At 41.0% G+C, this 17845-nt stretch carries 17 protein-coding genes; 9 read left to right on the forward strand and 8 right to left on the reverse strand.

From position 1 onward, the window contains the following. The first annotated feature begins 93 nt into the window (after positions 1 to 93). Complete coding sequence (locus tag IPZ59_RS00900) at positions 94 to 822, forward strand: lysophospholipid acyltransferase family protein (protein ID WP_236139748.1); 729 nt, start codon at positions 94 to 96, stop codon at positions 820 to 822. Between the two features lie 233 nt (positions 823 to 1055). Continuing rightward, on the forward strand, positions 1056 to 1478 hold the full coding sequence (locus IPZ59_RS00905) for a rhodanese-like domain-containing protein (RefSeq protein WP_236138011.1): 423 nt from the start codon (positions 1056 to 1058) through the stop codon (positions 1476 to 1478). A gap of 55 nt (positions 1479 to 1533) precedes the next feature. Here IPZ59_RS00905 and IPZ59_RS00910 read toward each other — a convergent pair whose 3' ends face one another. The 4 genes from IPZ59_RS00910 to IPZ59_RS00925 form a co-directional block, all read right to left on the reverse strand. After that, entirely contained in the window at positions 1534 to 2265 is a 732-nt protein-coding gene (locus IPZ59_RS00910; protein ID WP_236138012.1) for a 3-keto-disaccharide hydrolase, read from the reverse strand. Position 2266: 1 nt separating this feature from the next. Beyond that, the gene (locus tag IPZ59_RS00915; RefSeq protein WP_236138013.1) at positions 2267 to 2680 is read right to left on the reverse strand and encodes a c-type cytochrome; all 414 of its coding nucleotides are present in this window, start codon (positions 2678 to 2680) and stop codon (positions 2267 to 2269) included. Positions 2681 to 2704: 24 nt separating this feature from the next. Next, on the reverse strand, positions 2705 to 3757 hold the full coding sequence (locus tag IPZ59_RS00920; protein WP_236138014.1) for a sugar phosphate isomerase/epimerase family protein: 1053 nt from the start codon (positions 3755 to 3757) through the stop codon (positions 2705 to 2707). A gap of 88 nt (positions 3758 to 3845) precedes the next feature. After that, the gene (locus IPZ59_RS00925; RefSeq protein WP_236138015.1) at positions 3846 to 5015 is read right to left on the reverse strand and encodes a Gfo/Idh/MocA family protein; all 1170 of its coding nucleotides are present in this window, start codon (positions 5013 to 5015) and stop codon (positions 3846 to 3848) included. Between the two features lie 403 nt (positions 5016 to 5418). On the opposite strand from IPZ59_RS00925, the gene IPZ59_RS00930 reads away from it, so the two are divergent. From IPZ59_RS00930 to IPZ59_RS00945, 4 genes are read left to right on the forward strand one after another with little or no spacing between them, the layout of a single operon-like run. Next, a complete protein-coding gene (locus tag IPZ59_RS00930; RefSeq protein ID WP_236138016.1) occupies positions 5419 to 6651 on the forward strand; it encodes a nucleoside permease in 1233 nt (410 codons plus the stop codon). 5 nt (positions 6652 to 6656) lie between these two features. Then, entirely contained in the window at positions 6657 to 7532 is an 876-nt protein-coding gene (locus tag IPZ59_RS00935; protein WP_236138017.1) for a hydroxypyruvate isomerase family protein, read from the forward strand. 30 nt (positions 7533 to 7562) lie between these two features. Next, positions 7563 to 9242, forward strand: a complete 1680-nt coding sequence (locus IPZ59_RS00940) for a GMC oxidoreductase (protein WP_236138018.1) — start codon at positions 7563 to 7565, stop codon at positions 9240 to 9242. A gap of 18 nt (positions 9243 to 9260) precedes the next feature. After that, entirely contained in the window at positions 9261 to 9830 is a 570-nt protein-coding gene (locus IPZ59_RS00945; RefSeq protein ID WP_236138019.1) for a gluconate 2-dehydrogenase subunit 3 family protein, read from the forward strand. A gap of 47 nt (positions 9831 to 9877) precedes the next feature. Here the strand turns inward: IPZ59_RS00945 and IPZ59_RS00950 are convergent, their stop codons facing one another. The 4 genes from IPZ59_RS00950 to IPZ59_RS00965 form a co-directional block, all read right to left on the reverse strand. Beyond that, positions 9878 to 10531 (reverse strand): MCP four helix bundle domain-containing protein, encoded by a 654-nt coding sequence (locus tag IPZ59_RS00950; protein ID WP_236138020.1) that lies wholly within the window; start codon positions 10529 to 10531, stop codon positions 9878 to 9880. A 161-nt stretch (positions 10532 to 10692) separates the two neighbouring features. Continuing rightward, on the reverse strand, positions 10693 to 11748 hold the full coding sequence (locus IPZ59_RS00955; RefSeq protein ID WP_236138021.1) for a M42 family metallopeptidase: 1056 nt from the start codon (positions 11746 to 11748) through the stop codon (positions 10693 to 10695). Between the two features lie 77 nt (positions 11749 to 11825). Further along, complete coding sequence (locus IPZ59_RS00960; RefSeq protein ID WP_236138022.1) at positions 11826 to 12209, reverse strand: four helix bundle protein; 384 nt, start codon at positions 12207 to 12209, stop codon at positions 11826 to 11828. 106 nt (positions 12210 to 12315) lie between these two features. Beyond that, complete coding sequence (locus IPZ59_RS00965; protein WP_236138023.1) at positions 12316 to 13899, reverse strand: acyl-CoA carboxylase subunit beta; 1584 nt, start codon at positions 13897 to 13899, stop codon at positions 12316 to 12318. Between the two features lie 279 nt (positions 13900 to 14178). On the opposite strand from IPZ59_RS00965, the gene IPZ59_RS00970 reads away from it, so the two are divergent. Genes IPZ59_RS00970 through IPZ59_RS00980 form a run of 3 tightly spaced genes read left to right on the forward strand, consistent with a single transcriptional unit; the run spans position 14179 to position 17646 of the window. After that, positions 14179 to 15132, forward strand: a complete 954-nt coding sequence (locus IPZ59_RS00970) for a Ppx/GppA phosphatase family protein (RefSeq protein WP_236138024.1) — start codon at positions 14179 to 14181, stop codon at positions 15130 to 15132. Positions 15133 to 15146: 14 nt separating this feature from the next. After that, the gene (locus IPZ59_RS00975; protein WP_236138025.1) at positions 15147 to 16220 is read left to right on the forward strand and encodes an Ldh family oxidoreductase; all 1074 of its coding nucleotides are present in this window, start codon (positions 15147 to 15149) and stop codon (positions 16218 to 16220) included. A 55-nt stretch (positions 16221 to 16275) separates the two neighbouring features. Then, positions 16276 to 17646: a Gfo/Idh/MocA family protein gene (locus IPZ59_RS00980; RefSeq protein ID WP_236138026.1), complete on the forward strand. Its 1371-nt coding sequence runs from the start codon at positions 16276 to 16278 to the stop codon at positions 17644 to 17646. Positions 17647 to 17845 lie beyond the last annotated feature (199 nt).

The following is a 17845-nucleotide window of genomic DNA, read 5'->3' on the forward strand; positions in this document are numbered from 1 at the left end:
AAAAGCCCCCGATTCATGCATCAGGGGCTATTTGCAAGCAAAGAGTTAAGAAATTGTTTAAACTTGCGTAAAAATACCAAACCCTACGAAGAAATGAAAGCCATTCAGTGGATTTACACCATTTATGCTGCATTAATTTTCATTAGCCTGATGATGCTCCTAGGTCTTTTTGTGCTTGTCCCCCTGCTCGTCAGTCCCAAAGGAGGAAAAATTTCCTTCTTTTTTATCCGGATTTGGGCTAAAGTTTGGTCCTTTTGCTCGGGAATCCGATACAAAATTGAAGGAAGAGAGCATATTCAGGCCAACACACCTTATATATATATCTTCAATCACCGATCCTTTATTGATGCCCCAGTAATCCCTATTGCCATCCCGCAAGAAATACGGGCCATAGGTAAAAAGGAATTATCCAAAGTCCCTTTTTTTGGTTTATTTTTATCAAGGGTGGCCGTGTGGGTAGATAGAAAAAGCCCAGAATCTCGAAAGAAATCCGTTCAGAAACTCTTAGAAATCCTGCAAAAGGATATCTCTGTAGTCGTGGCACCAGAGGGAACAAGAAATGATAGTGACGAAACACTCCTTCCTTTTCAAAGAGGGGCGTTCCGCATTTCAGTAGAAACAGGAGTTCCCATCTTGCCGATGGCAGTAATTGGAGCTGATAAAATTATGAAACGGGGTTCTATTTTATTAAAACCTGGCGTAGTTCAGATTTACTTCTCAGCACCTATTGACCCCAAGGCTTATCAATCAACCAACGACTATAATGGATTGATGGAAAAAAGCTTCAATCGATTGGAAGCTATGATTCTGACGCATGAATAGACAACTACTTCTCTCCCAAATACTCGAAATTTGATCTAGTAGAAACGTCTGAAAGATACTTTTTTACACCATGACTCAAAAATCAATACTTTATTTTTGTTAATGCTTTCTATAAAATAGGAATTGGACAAGAATCATTCAGTAACAATATCAACCTCACTCAAAGCCAGAAGTGACACCTGTTACAGAAATTTGGAACAAAAACATCTATTTTTCGCCATAAATTGATTTTCATGCACAAACTAATTACAATAGCTACACTTGCGCTAGCTCTTTTTACCGTTGTTTCCTGTCAGCCCAATGAATCTAGCAGTTCCAATGCAGAGACAGTAAAAGGGAAAATTCATCGACTCAAGGCTGATGAGTTTTACCAAATGAGCACGGAAACTCCAGGAATCGTTTTGGATGTGCGCACCCAAGCAGAATTCAAACAAGCCAAACTAGCTAATGCCGTTCTCATGGATATTTATAAAGCTGATTTTGAAAAGCAAATCCAAACCCTACCTAAAGACCAAGCCATCTATGTGTACTGTACTGTTGGGGCGAGAAGTATGCAGGCGGCACGGCTGCTTCAAAAACATGGCTTTGAAAAAATATACAATTTGGAAGGTGGAATCATGGATTGGGCACGATACCGCTACCCCATCGCTCAATAAAAAAGGAGTCTTTAAAAGGCTCCTTTTTTGTGAATATTGTATCAGATAGTGTTTGTTAAAGCTGTTTGATTCGGATATTTCTAAACCAAACTTCATCCCCATGGTCTTGCAAGGAAATCTTTCCTTTCTTATACTTCCCAAAACCAGGCATATCTTTAAACTTACTGTTTGCAATCATTTCTTCCCATTCAGGGGTCCACATAGTAGTAGAAACAACCATGGTGCCATTCAAATGAAGTTCTAGATTACCATCCTTTGCGATGATCTCAGCAAGATTCCACTGGCCTACCGGCTTGACAGTCTCTTCACTAGATTCGATTAGGTCGTACAAATCCCCCGCCCGATGCGTACGGATCTGTGCATCTGGATGACCTTCGTTATCCAACACCTGCATTTCCGGACCTGTCATCCATGGATAGGCATATTCTCCATTGTCCTGTACAAAAAACATAATTCCTGAATTACCATCCTTTGCGATTTTCCACTCCACTTGAAAATGGAAATTATCAAATTCCTCAACTGTAACGATATCGCCTCCGTCAGCTGTTTGCCAATCTTTTTTATTTGTTGCGTCTAGGTAGATCGCTCCATCTTGTACTTTCCAAGCTGCGCCTACTTCTTCGCCTCCAAACTTCTTCCAACCTGTAAGCGTTTCTCCGTCAAATAAGCTTATCCATTCGTTTTCTTTTGCAATTTCAACTTCTTCCACAGTCGTTTCAGTGGACGGTCCACCACATGCAACTAGCAAAGTGGCACTCATCAAAGCCGGGTATAAGATTTTCTTCATATCATCGTTTCAATAAAAGTACATACTTGATAATTGTTTCCACCTCTTCTTTCGCCAACTGAGGATGTGCAGGCATTTGGATTTCACCCCAGTTACCAACATTCCCGTTGATGACATGGGCAGTCAGCATCTCAATATTTTCAGGAGTATTGGCATACTTCTCGGCAACATCTGCGTAAGAAGGTCCAACGATTTTACGCTCGATCATGTGACAGGCAGTACAGCCAGCTTGTTTAGCTTTTGCAGAACCTTCAATAAAGATAGGATCGTCCTTGTATTTATCCTCCAAACTAACCTTTACAGGTGCCGCAGGTGTTGAACTTGCAGTCTCTGAGGAAGAACCCCCACCACCACATGCAAAACTCAATGCCGCGATGGTAACAACTCCAATTGAAAATGATTTCAGTACTTTCATAATTGATTCTATTTATTTGTTTTTTTAAATTCCTAATACCCGTTTGTTGAATGATTCATCAGCTCCAGTTCCTGCAAAATCATCAAAGGCTTTGTCAGTCACTCGGATGATGTGGTCTTGAATGAATGGCGCTCCTTCTATAGCGCCTTGCTCTGGATGCTTGATGGCACATTCCCATTCCAACACAGCCCAACCGCTATAATTATATTGAGAGAGTTTGCTAAAGATAGCGCCAAAATCAACTTGCCCATCACCTAAGGAGCGAAATCTTCCAGCACGGTCCACCCATCCTTGAAATCCTCCATAGACTCCCTGCTTGCCAGTTGGATTAAATTCAGCATCTTTCACATGAAACATTTTGATCCGTTCATGATAGAAATCGATGAATTGAACATAATCCAAACATTGCAATACGAAATGGGAGGGATCGTATAAGATATTGGCACGCGAATGTTGATTCACTTTGTCCAAAAACATTTCAAAGGTTACACCATCGTGCAAGTCCTCTCCTGGATGAAGTTCATAACAAAGATCTACTCCATAGGTGTCAAATTCATTCAAAATAGGCAACCATCGTTTCGCTAATTCCCCAAAAGCAGTGTCAACCAATCCTGCCGGTCTTTGAGGCCAAGGGTACACCAAATGCCACATCAATGCACCAGAAAAAGTCGCGTGCGCATCTAATCCTAAATTAGCAGAAGCTTTGGCAGCATCTTTTAATTGCTGGGTGGCCCATGCCGTTTTTGCTTTCAAATCTCCGGCCATTTCTTTGGGGGCAAATCCATCAAAAAGTTCATTATATGCCGGATGAACAGCCACTAACTGTCCTTGAAGATGGGTAGAAAGCTCTGTAATTTCCAAACCAGCATCGTTCACAATTCCTTTGATTTCATCCGCGTAAGTTTTGCTAGATGCTGCTTTTTCTAGATCTATCAAGCGTTTATCCCAAGATGGAATTTGCACGCCTTTGTAGCCTATGGACGCCATCCACTCACAAATACTTTTCAGTGAATTGAATGGTGCTTGATCATCCGCAAACTGGGCCAGAAAAATTGCAGGACCTTTGATAGTTTTCATTGATTTAGGTTTTTAGGTTGAAAGTTACTCTCTTGTAGTGAGGCTAAATTAATAAATTCTGATTTTATGGCAGTACGGATTGCCAGAATTAATCCAGTTGTACCGAAAACGGGATCCATTTTTGATGGGAAGCGTTACTTTCCAAAACCTTTTGAATAAATGCCATCCCACGAATACCATCAGTTGCACCTGGGAAGTCCAACCATTCAGATACAGGTTCTTCATCCTTTCTTTTGGCATAGATCGTTCGTGCAAAATTCCGATAAATATTCGCAAAGGCTTCAATGTAGCCTTCTGGATGTCCTGCTGGCGTACGTGTATTGGCCTTTGCCAAACTACCAAGATAGGATGTACCAGCACGATATACTTCGGCAGGTTTATCAGGCCATCTCACCGTGAGTGAGTTATTTAATTCTTGCTCCCATTCCAAACCTCCAGCATCTCCATACACACGGATTTTTAAATTGTTTTCCGCTCCTGTATTGATTTGTGAAGCTGTTAAGACTCCCGTTGCTCCATTAGAAAAACGCATCAACACAACCCCGTCATCGTCGACAAACCTACCTTCAACCTTTATATCCAATGAGGCACACAGTTGGACTACCTCTAATCCAGTTACATATTCAGCTAAATTAAAGGCATGAGTTCCAATATCCCCAAAGCAACCTGCCTCTCCGTTTCTTTTTGGATCAGTCCTCCAAGAAGCTTGCTTATTTTCATATTCCAGCAATCTGTACAGCCACCCTTGCGGGTATTCTACATAGACTTTTTTTACGGTACCTATGGCACCTTGTTGAATCATTTGTTTCATTTGCTTCACCATCGGGTAACCTGTATAGGTATGAGTCAGGCAGAAAAGTCCTTGACTTTCTGTAATGCATTTATACAGGATTTTAGCCTCTGTATAATTCAAGGTCATCGGCTTATCTAGGACTACATGAAAGCCAAGTTCCAATGCTTTTTTTGCCGTGTCAAAATGTACATGATTAGGCGTCACAATGCTGACAATGTCAATTCGCTCATCTATTGGAAGTAGCAATTCATTAGCAAACATTTCATCATAACTAGCATACACTCGAGATGGATCAAGCATCAATTCCTCGCCCATCTGTTTAGATTTGAGGGGATCACTACTAAAAACGCCTGCTGTGAGTTCAATTAGACCATCCATCAAGGCGGCATTTCGATGAATCGCACCGATAAAAGCGCCTGGACCGCCTCCAATCATTCCCATTTTCAATTTTTTTAGCTTGTTCATAGCTATCGTGGTTAATTTTGGAAAGAATTTTTTTTATGAGTACAACCTGCATTTTTTCATCATACCAAAAAATACTATTTTTTGTCTCTATACCAACAGCAAAGTTTTAGAATAGGATTGGATAGAAAGAATCAATCCTATTCAATCGTTTTAAATGGTAACTAGCCAACATCTGAATAACCGGTTGTAACTTTAAGATAAATTAAAAATAGCTAGCTTCTTGCTCAATCTATGGTATTTGCAAAAAGATTTTATGAACGGTTAGACTTAGTTCGTGCAAAATCAACAATTTGAATCATCATAGTTCAGTATTCTCAAATTATATAAAAAGCTTATATTTAGAGCTCAAATAAATTTTAATACATTTTATCAATTAGCAAGTCAACCAATTAAACCTTTCACTATGAATTCACTAACCCGCTCGAAATTATCCTTTATGATGTTTTTGGAGTTTTTTATTTGGGGCTCCTGGTTTGTTACCTTAGGTACATTCCTTGGAACCAACCTCAACTCCAGCGGAACCCAAATTGGCGCAGCTTTTTCTACCCAATCATTTGGAGCGATTATCGCACCTTTTATCATAGGATTGATTGCCGATCGCTATTTCAATGCAGAGAGAATTCTTGGAGTATTACATATCGCAGGTGGGGTTTTAATGTACTTCTGCTATCAGTCCAGTAGTTTTGAAACATTTTATCCGGCCGTATTTCTGTATATGATTTTATTCATGCCTACACTAGCGTTGGTCAACTCTGTTTCATTTCGACAGATGAAAAATCCTGAGGCTGAGTTTGCATCCATCCGTGTATGGGGCACTATTGGTTGGATAGCGGCAGGTTTGGCAATCAGTTATTTATTTAAATGGGATGCTGCCGAAAATCTGGCAGCAGGTCAATTGAAATACACCTTCTTGATGGCTGCTATCACCTCTATCACCCTAGGCCTATTCAGTTTTACCCTTCCGAAAACTCCCCCAAGAGCTGACAAAAATGAAAAAGTACGAATCGCCGACTTCTTGGGACTCGATGCATTGGCACTTTTAAAGGATAGAAACTTCGCCGTTTTCTTCATTTCTTCAATACTGATTTGTATTCCCTTAGCTTTTTATTATCAAAATGCAAATCCGTTTTTGGCTGAAATCGGAGTGAGCGATCCCACGGGGAAAATGACTTTAGGGCAGATATCAGAGGCCTTATTCCTATTGTTGTTACCAGTTTTCTTCAAACGATTTGGCTTTAAGGTGACCATATTATTGGGAATGATTGCTTGGGTATTGCGCTATGCTTTATTTGCTATCGGTGATGCAGACGGAGGACTATATCTTTTGATTATCGGAATTGCCCTTCATGGGATATGTTATGATTTTTTCTTTGTATCCGGTCAGATTTATACAGACTCTAAAGCAGGAGCAAAATTCCAATCTGCTGCGCAAGGGTTGATTACACTGGCTACCTATGGGGTCGGGATGTTGATAGGTTTTGCAGTTGCTGGAGCGATTACAGATATGTATTTGATCAGCGATGGAAATCACGATTGGTCTTCTATTTGGATGATTCCGTCAGGAATCGCCTTAGTAGTAGTGATTCTATTCACGATATTCTTCAAAAATGAAAAAGTCACGAAGATTAATGCCTAATCCCTATGAATACAGAAAATAGAAGAAAAGTTTTAAAAAAAATGGCTCTCTCTGGGCTCGCACTCGGCAGTACGGGCTTAGGTTTTTCCCTTGCTGAAACAAACATTGACAGGCAATTGAAAGGCAATGTTAGGCATGCTGTATCATACTGGACCTATAGCTATCTTGGACTGGAAGGCTTATGTCAGACGATTAAAAAAATTGGGTTCAATGCCATTGATCTATTGGGACCTAAGGATTGGCCTACCATCAAAGCACATGGGGTCGAGTGTTCTATGTGTAATGGTGCAGAAATCAGCTTAACGCAAGGGTTCAACGATCCAAACAATCACGCTCAATTGATTAAAAATTATTCTGAGCTGATTCCTCTGGTAGCTGAGGCTGGATATACTAACCTAATTTGCTTTTCAGGCAACAGAAATGGTATGGATGATGAAACAGGACTGAACAATTGTATGGAAGGCTTGAAAAAAATCATCCATTTGGCTGAAAAACACGGAGTCATCTTGCATATGGAGCTTTTAAATAGTAAGATTGACCACAAGGATTATATGTGTGACAGAAGTGCTTGGGGAGTAGAGTTATGCAAGCGTGTAGATTCTGAAAACTTCAAACTCTTGTATGACATCTATCATATGCAAATCGATGAGGGTGACTTGATCAGGACTATTCGGGAAAACCACACTTATTTCGGGCATTATCATACAGCAGGAAATCCTGGAAGGGGTGAAATTGATGATTCACAGGAAATTAACTATCCTGCAGTAATCAAGGCTATCGTCGAAACCGGCTTCAAAGGTTTTGTGGCGCAGGAATTTGCCCCAAAAGCATCTGATAAAATCGCTTCTTTGGAGCAGGCAATTAGAATATGTGACGTATAATGACAATAAACTCAAACAAATAAATCTATTATGGCAGAAAATACCTATGACGCAATCGTTGTCGGTTCAGGAATCAGTGGCGGTTGGGCAGCGAAAGAGTTGGCAGAAAAGGGGCTTAAGGTTCTCCTTTTGGAAAGAGGACAAAATGTAGAGCATATCAAAGACTACAAAACGGCAACACAGGCACCTTGGGAAATTCCTCACAGAGGGAGGAGAACCGTAGAAATGTTGGAAAACCATCCCAATCTAAGAAGAGATTATGTACTTAATGAGCAGAATTTGGACTGGTGGGCACATGAAAAAGACTCTCCATATGTAGAAGAAAAACCATTTACTTGGTTTAGAGGCTATCAGGTAGGTGGACGTTCCTTAATGTGGGGAAGGCAAAGTTACCGTTTAGGTGATATTGATTTTGAAGCTAACTTGAAGGAAGGTATAGCAGTAGATTGGCCAATTCGGTACAAGGACCTTGCTCCATGGTATTCATATGTAGAGAAATTTGCAGGTATATCGGGAAATAAGGATGGGTATTGGGTACTTCCAGATGGAGAATTTCAACCTCCTATGCCACTCAACTGTGTGGAAAAAGATGTTGCTGCCCGCGTAAAGGAAAAATGGGATGGCAGAAGAATCGTAACCATTGGCCGCGTTGCTAACCTGACTGAACCACTACAAAATCGCGTAAAATGCCAGTTTAGAAATAAATGTTGGCTGGGATGCCCATTTGGAGGCTACTTCAGTACACAGTCTTCTACCTTACCTGCGGCTATGGCGACGGGAAATCTGACTTTAAGACCTTGGTCGATCGTGACAAAAGTATTGTATGATAGAGACAGTCAAAAAGCTACAGGTGTAGAAGTATTGGATGCAGAGAATAATCAAACGTATGAATACAATGCCAAAATAGTTTTCTTATGCGCTTCTGCCTTCAATTCAACGGCTATTTTGATGCGTTCTGCTACAGATATTTGGCCTGAAGGGTTGGGTAGCAGCTCCGGTGAGTTGGGCCACAATGTGATGGACCATCACTTCAGATTGGGTGCTAACGGCATTGCGGAGGGATATGAAGATAAATACTATTTTGGCAGAAGGCCAAATGGTGTATATATCCCAAGATTCAGGAACGTAGGGGATGACAAACGTGACTACCTCAGAGGATTTGGTTATCAAGGAGCAGCTTCCCGTTCAGGATGGAGCAGAAATGTAGCAGAAATGAACTATGGTGCACCATTAAAAGAAGCATTGAGTGAACCGGGACCATGGTCTATGGGTATCACTGCTTTTGGTGAAATTCTTCCGTACCATGAAAATACTATCAAGTTTAGCAAAGAAGTAAAAGATAAATGGGGGATGGAAGCCTTGGTTATGAATGCAGAAATCAAGGAAAATGAAAAAAAGATGCGTGTAGACATGATGAATGATGCTGCCGAAATGCTGGAAGCAGCAGGATTGAAAAATGTCAAGGCATTTGATGCTGGCTATACCTTTGGACAAGGGATACATGAGATGGGAACTGCCCGCATGGGTAGAGATCCCAAAACCTCTGTTTTGAATGGCAACAATCAGGTATGGGATTGCAAAAATGTGTTTGTCACAGATGGTGCATGCATGACTTCTGGAGCGGCACAAAACCCCTCCCTGACGTATATGGCTTTGACTGCCAGAGCAGTAGACTTTGCAGTTAGTGAACTAAAAAAAGGAAATCTTTAACCTCTGAACCTAGAAATCATGACAATGAATAGAAGAGATGCTTTAAAAGGCGTGGCATTGATGATGGGAGGAGCTTTTGTAGGAGCTAATGTACTCCTAACAGGCTGTGCTCCAGAAGATCAACTTGTAGGATTAAATTTCACTCCTAAGGATATTGCCTTTCTGGATGAACTCGGAGAGGCTATCATCCCTACGACGGATACTCCAGGAGCCAAAGCAACCGAAATTGGTGCCTTTATGGTAATGATGGTGACCGACACTTACAATAGCGAGCAACAAACAAGTTTTGTTGACGGTTTGAATCTATTGAGAAAAGATTTCAAAAAAGCGACAGGAAAAGACTTCATGGATGTTAGTGTCGAAGAGCGAACTGCTTATTTGAATGAGTTAAAGGCAGCTGGTAAAGCTAGTGTAGAAAGCCCCGAAGAATTGGTTCCAACCATTTTAGGAATGCTCCAAGATCTAACTGTCTTGGGATACTTTACATCAGAAATAGGTGCTACTCAGCAGCTGAGATTCTTTGAGGCTCCGGGAAGATACGATGCGTGTATAGACTACAATCCCGGTGACCGCGCTTACGCTTTGTAAATTCATCAAATTTTACAAATAAAAAAAGGCTGAAATTCAGCCTTTTTTTATTGCAAAAACTCCGAGTTGATAGTTCGTTTGGTGTATAAAAGCAAATAAATAATCAGCGCAAGCACAATTAATGCGACCAATTCAAACTGAGCCCAAATCTTTGACTTATTGACAACTCTATCAGCCTCATCTGCCAATCTTTTTCCTTCCTCCATCTGTATTTGAGAAAGCTTTTCTAGATCTATGAGCGCTTGTTCTATGGATTCATTATAAGACCTAACCTGAGTGAGGTTAATTCCATCGGAATCTGAATACAGCAAGTCATAATTAACAATGCGTAGATTTTCTTCAATGATTGTTCTGAAATCTGTTAAAAAAATGGCTTCATTAGCTGTAAGCCCTGTCTTTTCAAAATCCTCTACTACTGCAAGAATCTTTTCTTCCAGCGTTTCTATTTCACCGATGACATTCGAATAGTCACTTTCCAATTCACAGTGATTGACCAAGAGCTTAATCCGAAATAGATTTTCGGATATAGAGAAGATGTACCCTTCTACAACAAGCCTATCCTCATAAACAGATATAAAAGATTTTCCAAGATCATTAAAACTCCTCCGCTCTAAAACATTCTTACCAACAATAATGGCCAGAATGAAAGTCAACAGGATGGCAATTCTAATTTTATTTTGCTGGATTTTATGCTTACTCATGAAAATTTTCGATTTATTTTTCGAAGCGAATCTACTCTGATTTTCTTTTTCAATCTAAATAAGGGGGATTTAAGGAATAAACCTAAAATAAGCCACTAAAAAATTCTTATGAGAACCATAAAAATTTTTTATCCTTAATCCTCCTTCAACTTTTATTTCGATCAAACTATATACCTGAAATCATAAGCAGGATCAAAATCCAACAAGAAGGAGTACATCAGCTCAATCACGTTTTCAACATCTTCTTTACTAGCAGTTTCCACAGTAGTATGCATGTACTTTAAAGGTAAAGAAATCAAGGCTGAAGGTACACCTTCATTGGAATAGGCAAAAGCATCGGTATCAGTACCTGTACTTCTAGAAGCTGCTGCTCGCTGGAAAGGAATATTCTTTTTTGTGGCAGTTGCGATGATCAGATCCAATAATTTCTTATGAACAGCAGCACCGTACGTAAGAACAGGTCCTTTGCCTGCTGCTTGATCACCAGAGACAATTTTGCTATACATTGGAGCTGTAGTATCGTGACAGACATCTGTTACAATAGCCACATTAGGCTTGATTCGGGCGGCAATCATTTCCGCTCCTCTTAAGCCTATCTCCTCTTGCACAGCATTGACGACGTACAAGCCAAAAGGAAGTTGTATCCCAGATTCCTTGATTTTGCGCAGTACTTCTGCAATCATGAATCCTCCGATTCGATTGTCCAATGCTCTTCCGGAAAGAAATTTTCCATTCAACTCTTGAAGTTCATCTTTGAAAGTAATGACACAACCTACGTGAACTCCCATCTCTAAAACTTCATCCTTGGTGCGAGCACCTACATCTATAAAGATGTTATCCAATGTTGGGGCCTCTTCTTTGCCATCCTTTCGTACATGGATGGCGGGCCAGCCAAAGACTCCAGGAATCACTCCTTTGTCCGTATGGATATTGACCCTCATGGATGGAGCTATCATGTGATCTGATCCTCCATTTCTACGCACATAAATATAACCTTCTGGGGTGATGTAATTGACAAACCAAGAGATTTCATCAGCATGGGCTTCAATGACTACTTTAAAAGGATGATCTGGATTCAGGACGCCAACAGCTGTTCCATAGTTATCAGTAAAATAAGTGTCCACATATGGCTTGACATAATCCAGCCAAATTTGTTGTCCAGATGCCTCGAACCCGGTCGGAGAGGCGTTGTTGAGGTAGTTAGTTAGGAAGGACATAAGTGATTAGTGGATTGAGTGATTAGTTTATTGAGTGATTAGTTTATTGAGTGATTAGTGATTAGTTTATTGAGTGGTTAGGGTTTGGGGCTGTTGGTTTTAGCCTTTTTTAGATAAGATATGTAACCATTGAGTAATTTCAAGCAATCATTATAAAGAATTCTAAAATCAATAAGGTCTTGTTGGGTTATGTATTCCTCATCTACCGCTACAATCACATGATCAAGGGTTTCTGTTAAGGATCCTCTTGATACTCTGCAGAATTGAATGTTTTCCTGATAAGAAAATCTTCCATGGCCTTCTGCTATATTATTAGTGATTGATCGAGATGATTTCCTTATTTGGTATGTAAGGACATACTTTTCTTCACTGGGAAATTTCTTCACCAAATCCCTAACAAACAACCTTACTTCTCTACCCTTTTTCCAAACTTCCAATTCTTCAAATGACCTAAACTCCAAAATCCTTTCATTTAGATTGATACAAAATTATACTTCTCAAAATATACTCAACGATTAACCATTTATTACCCTACTTAATCAACTAGTCACTTAATAACTAATCACGTTACAAAGGTATATTCCCATGCTTCTTTCTTGGCAGCTTATCTACTTTGTTTTCAAGCATTTTATAGGCTCGGATGAGTCTTTCGCGGGTTTCGGATGGTAGGATAACTTCGTCTACGAAGCCCCTATGGGCTGCACGGTATGGGTTGGCAAACTTAGCAGTGTACTCATTGATTTTTTCTTGGAGTTTTTCTTCTGGATTTTCAGACTCGGCAATTTCCCGTTTGAAAATGATTTCGGCAGCACCTTTGGCGCCCATGACGGCTATTTCAGCAGTAGGCCATGCAAAATTCAAATCAGCACCGATGTGCTTGGAATTCATCACGTCATAAGCACCTCCATATGCTTTCCGGGTGATTACAGTCACTCTTGGTACCGTAGCTTCTGAAAATGCATACAGGAGTTTGGCTCCATTGACAATGATTCCGTTCCATTCTTGATCTGTCCCAGGGAGGAATCCTGGTACATCAACAAGCACCAGCAAAGGTACATTGAAAGAATCACAAAAGCGCACAAAGCGAGCGGCCTTAATAGAGGCATCATTATCCAAAACCCCAGCCATAGATTGAGGTTGATTTCCAACAATCCCGATGCTTCTACCAGCTAAACGTGCAAAACCTACTACAATATTATCTGCATAGTTTTTATGGACTTCCATGAAGGAAGCTTCATCTACTATTCCCTGAACAACTTCTCTGATATCATATGGGTGGTTTGGATTATCAGGTATGATTGTATCCAGCTGTGGTCTAGACTCATCAGCCTTTTGATCGTATTCATAAACAGGAGCTTGATCCTCACAGTTTTGAGGAATATAACTTAGTAATTGCTTGATATGATTGATGCAATCTAACTCATTTGAACAAGCAAAATGAGTCACCCCGCTTTTGGTACTGTGTGTACTTGCACCGCCTAATTCTTCTGCGGTTACCGTTTCTTGGGTTACTGTTTTCACCACATTAGGACCAGTCACAAACATATAGGAGGTATTCTCTACCATCAAAATAAAGTCAGTAATCGCTGGGGAATAAACCGCTCCTCCAGCACAAGGTCCCATAATGGCTGATATCTGAGGCACTACTCCAGAAGCCAAGGTATTGCGATAAAATATATCTGCATAGCCTCCCAAAGAAACTACTCCTTCTTGGATACGGGCACCTCCTGAATCATTCAACCCAATCACCGGAGCACCATTTTTCATGGCCATATCCATGATTTTACAGATTTTTTCTGCGTGAGTTTCGGAAAGTGAGCCCCCAAAAACAGTAAAATCTTGGGAATAAACGTAAACTAAACGCCCATTAATTTCACCATAGCCGGTAATTACACCATCTCCTAAATAATGCTCTTTGTCCAAACCAAAATCTTTGGCTCTATGCATTACAAACTTGTCAACCTCTTGGAAGGTACCTTCATCCATCAAAAAATCAATGCGCTCTCTGGCTGTCAATTTCCCTTTTTTGTGCTGCGCATCAACTCTTTTGGCCCCACCACCAAGTAATGCTTCTTGATTCTTTTTTTCTAAAAGTTCAAATTTTTCTTTATTGGAAGGTAGGCTGTAAATTCCTTTGACTTGACTTTTCATATGTATAATATTTGCTTTCGATAGTTATTTTGGAGTCTCATAAGAAAAAATCACCTATAAAATTGCTTTTCTCTTACAATCGATTTCTTGTATTTAAAATTTATCTAGGTCAAATATAAGTAAGGACTGCGATAGTGAGAAAAATTTATTGGTCAATGACTATATAATTTACCAAAGTTCATCCATCATCTCATTGTGCGCCAATAAAATTGACTGAAAATAGAGTGGTAGTTTTTAAGATTATGTTTCTATATTCGCACAACTTAAAAATAGGTGAGTATGAGACCTAGAAAGGCTGCAATTATCGACATGGGCACCAACACATTTCATTTGTTGTTGGTAGAGATTATCGGGGAAAAATACGCGACTTTATACAAAGAAAAAGTTGCTGTGAAGATCGGACAAGGAGGGATTAACCAACGATTAATTCAAGCCGATGCCGAAAAAAGAGCCTTGCATACCCTTCAACACTTTAAAAACCTAATAGATGGAGAAGGAATTACAGAAATCTTTGCTTTCGCCACTTCTGCCGTAAGAAATGCCGAAAATGGGCAAGCTTTTGTAACGAAAGTATTACAGACAATCGGTATAAACATCAACGTCATCGATGGGGTCCAAGAAGCCCAAATGATCTATGAAGGCATCCGTCTCAGTGGGGCATTAAATGAAGATGTCTCTCTTATGATGGACATTGGTGGGGGGTCTGTGGAATTTATCATCGGCACCCAACAATCCGTACTTTGGAAACAAAGCTTTGAGATAGGAGGACAGCGGATGTTGGATCTTTTTCATTACCATGATCCAATCCTTCCCGAAGAAACCGAAAACCTATTTGAATACCTTGCAGGCAACCTCGAAGAATTAAGCGTAGCTATACAGAATTACCAACCATCACGATTTGTGGGTGCTTCCGGAACCTTTGATACTTTATCCGACATCTACTATGCTTCTTTGCACAAGCACAAAACCAGAGAGGAGAGCGTGTTTTTACTCCCAAGAACTGCCTTCGACCAAATTTCCAACCAATTACATACCTTACCGAAAGAGGAGCGACTCAAAATCCCTGGCATGATTCCAATGCGTGTGGACATGATTGTCGTCGCATCTTGTTTGATTGAATTTATTTTAGGATTCCTTTCGGTAGAACTATTAGTATGTTCTAATTTTGCCCTCAAAGAAGGGGCCATCGCCCAACTGATGGGAAAAGATTCTCTTGCAGTCGCAGAGAAATAAGACCTACAAACCGAATGAATTTTACATACGAACACCTCCGACAGTTTACGATTGAGATCCTAAAAAAAATTGGCTGCTCGGACAAAGATGCCAACATTGCTGCCGACGTATTGGTCTCAGCAGACTTGCGTGGAGTAGATTCTCATGGTGTGGCAAGACTTTCTGGCTATGTACGCTTATGGGAAAAAGGAAGAATCAATGCCAACCCCAACATACGCGTCACCTACGAAACACCCAGTACAGCCGTAGTGGATGGAGACGGGGGGCTAGGACTAGTGGTCGCTCCTTTCGCTATGCAAGTAGCCATTGAAAAAGCTAAAACTGCTGGTACAGGTTGGGTGTCCGTTAAAAACAGTAACCATTATGGAATAGCAGGTTACCATGCCATGATGGCCTTGGAACATGACATGATTGGTATCTCGTTGACCAATGCCAGTCCCTTGGTATCACCCACTTTTTCCAAAGAGCGCTTGTTGGGCACAAACCCTATATCCGTAGCAATTCCAGCGAATCAACAACCCCCATTTGTAGCTGACATGGCCACAACAACGGCAGCCAACGGTAAACTAGAAATATTACAACGAAAAAACCAAGAAGCTCCGCTAGGCTGGGTACAGGATCCTCAAGGAGTGCCTACTAAAGATGCTAACGGTGTCAAAAAAGGGGGAGCTCTCCTTCCTTTGGGTGGTGATCGAGATCACGGATCCCACAAAGGATATGCACTTGGAGCGATTGTGGACATCTTCTCAGCAGTATTATCCGGTGCAAATTACGGGCCTTGGGTTCCGCCATTTGTAGCTTTCCTAGAGCCGGATCCTAACCCAGTTGGGGAAGGTTTGGGCCACTTTTTTGGTGCTATGAGAGTAGATGCTTTTAGACCCGCAGATGACTTCAAAGACCATATGGATACTTGGATCAGCAGATTTAGAAGTGCTACTCCAGTCGAAGGACAGGAAAAAGTATTGATTCCAGGCGATCCTGAACGCGAACTGGAAGCCATCCGAATAAAAGAAGGCATCCCACTTCTTCAACCGGTAGTCGAGGATTTGACACAGTTGGGAGAAAAACTAGGCGTAAGCTTTTCCTAAAACCAACTTGTCTTCCCCTTACCTTTTTGTAACTTGAGATGGTTTTTCCTTGCATATGAAAACAGTCTCAACTCCCGGAAGAAGGGATTTTCTGAAAAAAAGTGCTGCACTGCTAGCACTATCTAGCCTTGGAACGCTCTCCACAGGGTTTATCGGGAATACTAATCCCATAAAAGTAGCTGTTATAGGCACAGGCTGGTATGGAAAAAGCGATCTTTTCCGTTTACTTCAAATCGCTTCCTGTGAGGTGGTTGCCCTCTGTGATGTAGACCGCAAGCAACTAGAGGAAGCTGCAAAACTGTTGGCCCAGCGCCAACCTCAAGCCTCTCCTCCTCAGTTGTACAAAGATTACCGAGAGCTGCTTCGCAACCACACATTGGATATTACCATAATTGGTACTCCGGATCATTGGCATGCCTTACAGACTATTGCTGCCTTGGAATCAGGTTCACATGCCTACATGCAAAAACCTGTTTCGGTAGATGTATTAGAAGGAGAAGCCGTGGTAGCAGCTACAAAAAAATATGGAAAGGTAGTTCAGGTAGGCCTTCAGCGGCGCAGCACCCCACATTTGATTGAAGCCAAACAAGCGGTCATAGATACAGGTAAGTTAGGCAAGATTGCTGCAGCGGATATTTTCTGCTATTACCATATGCGGGAAAATAAAACCAAAGAGGTTCAAAAAATCCCCGATTATTTTGATTATGACTTTTGGACAGGTCCTGCCCCTATGAGACCCTATACGGGATTACCCCATGGACTGCATTGGCGCTCGTTTATGGAGTATGGCAATGGCATTACAGGCGATATGGCCGTACATATGTTGGATGCCGTTCGATGGATGCTGGATTTGGGCTGGCCACATACCATTTCAGCTAAGGGTGGTGTTTTTGTACAGAATACTGGCCAATCAAATACGGCAGACACTCAGACAGCTGTTTTCGAATTCACCCATGTGACAGTAAACTGGCAGCACCGAACATGGGGAAACCCCGTGGACCCTGAATACCCTTGGGGGTTTAAGATTTATGGAGAACATGGAATGTTGGCAGGGTCTCCTTTCAAAGCAGAATTTATACCCTATCCGGACGGAGCGATTCAAGTATTTGATTGCTTATATGAGCGGGAAAAATATCCCGAAGATTTGACTGAAGCCGGGATGGAAATCCATGCAGCACCAGCGACCCGTAGACACTTTCAATACCTGTTAGAAGCCTTGCGGAGCAACAATGAGCCAAATGCGCCCATTTATAGCAGTCACATTTCTACTGCTTCCTGCATCTTAGCCAATCTTTCTATGGATCTTGGCAGGCCTTTGAGTTATGATCCAAGTAATAAACTTGTAGTAAATGATCCTGAAGCCACAAAATTATTAAAGCGATCGTATCGAGAGCCTTGGGTGCATCCGAGTGGAAAATACCAATGAAAAATCGGTATACTTGCATAATAATCCAATTTCAACTACATTCGATTCTTAAAATTTAAACCATCATGCCGTGCTTGCAATTGGAACGTTAACATTCAATAAAAAAGCATTAATAAATTTAGCGCTTTGTTTTTTCATGGTAGGTCTACCCGTGGGCTTTTTGGTTGCCTATGTACAAGATACTAATACAAATCTAAAT

The sequence above is a fragment of the Mongoliitalea daihaiensis genome, assembly GCF_021596945.1.
Lineage (GTDB): Bacteria > Bacteroidota > Bacteroidia > Cytophagales > Cyclobacteriaceae > Mongoliitalea > Mongoliitalea daihaiensis.

Excerpts from the sequence above, each read along its gene's own strand:
- IPZ59_RS00980 (WP_236138026.1), top strand. The coding sequence starts at position 16,276 with ATGAAAACAGTCTCAACTCCCGGAAGAAGGGATTTTCTGAAAAAAAGT.
- IPZ59_RS00905 (WP_236138011.1), top strand. The coding sequence starts at position 1,056 with ATGCACAAACTAATTACAATAGCTACACTTGCGCTAGCTCTTTTTACC.
- IPZ59_RS00965 (WP_236138023.1), bottom strand. The coding sequence starts at position 13,899 with ATGAAAAGTCAAGTCAAAGGAATTTACAGCCTACCTTCCAATAAAGAA.
- IPZ59_RS00950 (WP_236138020.1), bottom strand. The coding sequence starts at position 10,531 with ATGAGTAAGCATAAAATCCAGCAAAATAAAATTAGAATTGCCATCCTG.
- IPZ59_RS00910 (WP_236138012.1), bottom strand. The coding sequence starts at position 2,265 with ATGAAGAAAATCTTATACCCGGCTTTGATGAGTGCCACTTTGCTAGTT.
- IPZ59_RS00920 (WP_236138014.1), bottom strand. The coding sequence starts at position 3,757 with ATGAAAACTATCAAAGGTCCTGCAATTTTTCTGGCCCAGTTTGCGGAT.
- IPZ59_RS00970 (WP_236138024.1), top strand. The coding sequence starts at position 14,179 with ATGAGACCTAGAAAGGCTGCAATTATCGACATGGGCACCAACACATTT.
- IPZ59_RS00915 (WP_236138013.1), bottom strand. The coding sequence starts at position 2,680 with ATGAAAGTACTGAAATCATTTTCAATTGGAGTTGTTACCATCGCGGCA.
- IPZ59_RS00945 (WP_236138019.1), top strand. The coding sequence starts at position 9,261 with ATGACAATGAATAGAAGAGATGCTTTAAAAGGCGTGGCATTGATGATG.
- IPZ59_RS00975 (WP_236138025.1), top strand. The coding sequence starts at position 15,147 with ATGAATTTTACATACGAACACCTCCGACAGTTTACGATTGAGATCCTA.
- IPZ59_RS00925 (WP_236138015.1), bottom strand. The coding sequence starts at position 5,015 with ATGAACAAGCTAAAAAAATTGAAAATGGGAATGATTGGAGGCGGTCCA.
- IPZ59_RS00955 (WP_236138021.1), bottom strand. The coding sequence starts at position 11,748 with ATGTCCTTCCTAACTAACTACCTCAACAACGCCTCTCCGACCGGGTTC.
- IPZ59_RS00900 (WP_236139748.1), top strand. The coding sequence starts at position 94 with ATGAAAGCCATTCAGTGGATTTACACCATTTATGCTGCATTAATTTTC.
- IPZ59_RS00930 (WP_236138016.1), top strand. The coding sequence starts at position 5,419 with ATGAATTCACTAACCCGCTCGAAATTATCCTTTATGATGTTTTTGGAG.
- IPZ59_RS00935 (WP_236138017.1), top strand. The coding sequence starts at position 6,657 with ATGAATACAGAAAATAGAAGAAAAGTTTTAAAAAAAATGGCTCTCTCT.
- IPZ59_RS00940 (WP_236138018.1), top strand. The coding sequence starts at position 7,563 with ATGGCAGAAAATACCTATGACGCAATCGTTGTCGGTTCAGGAATCAGT.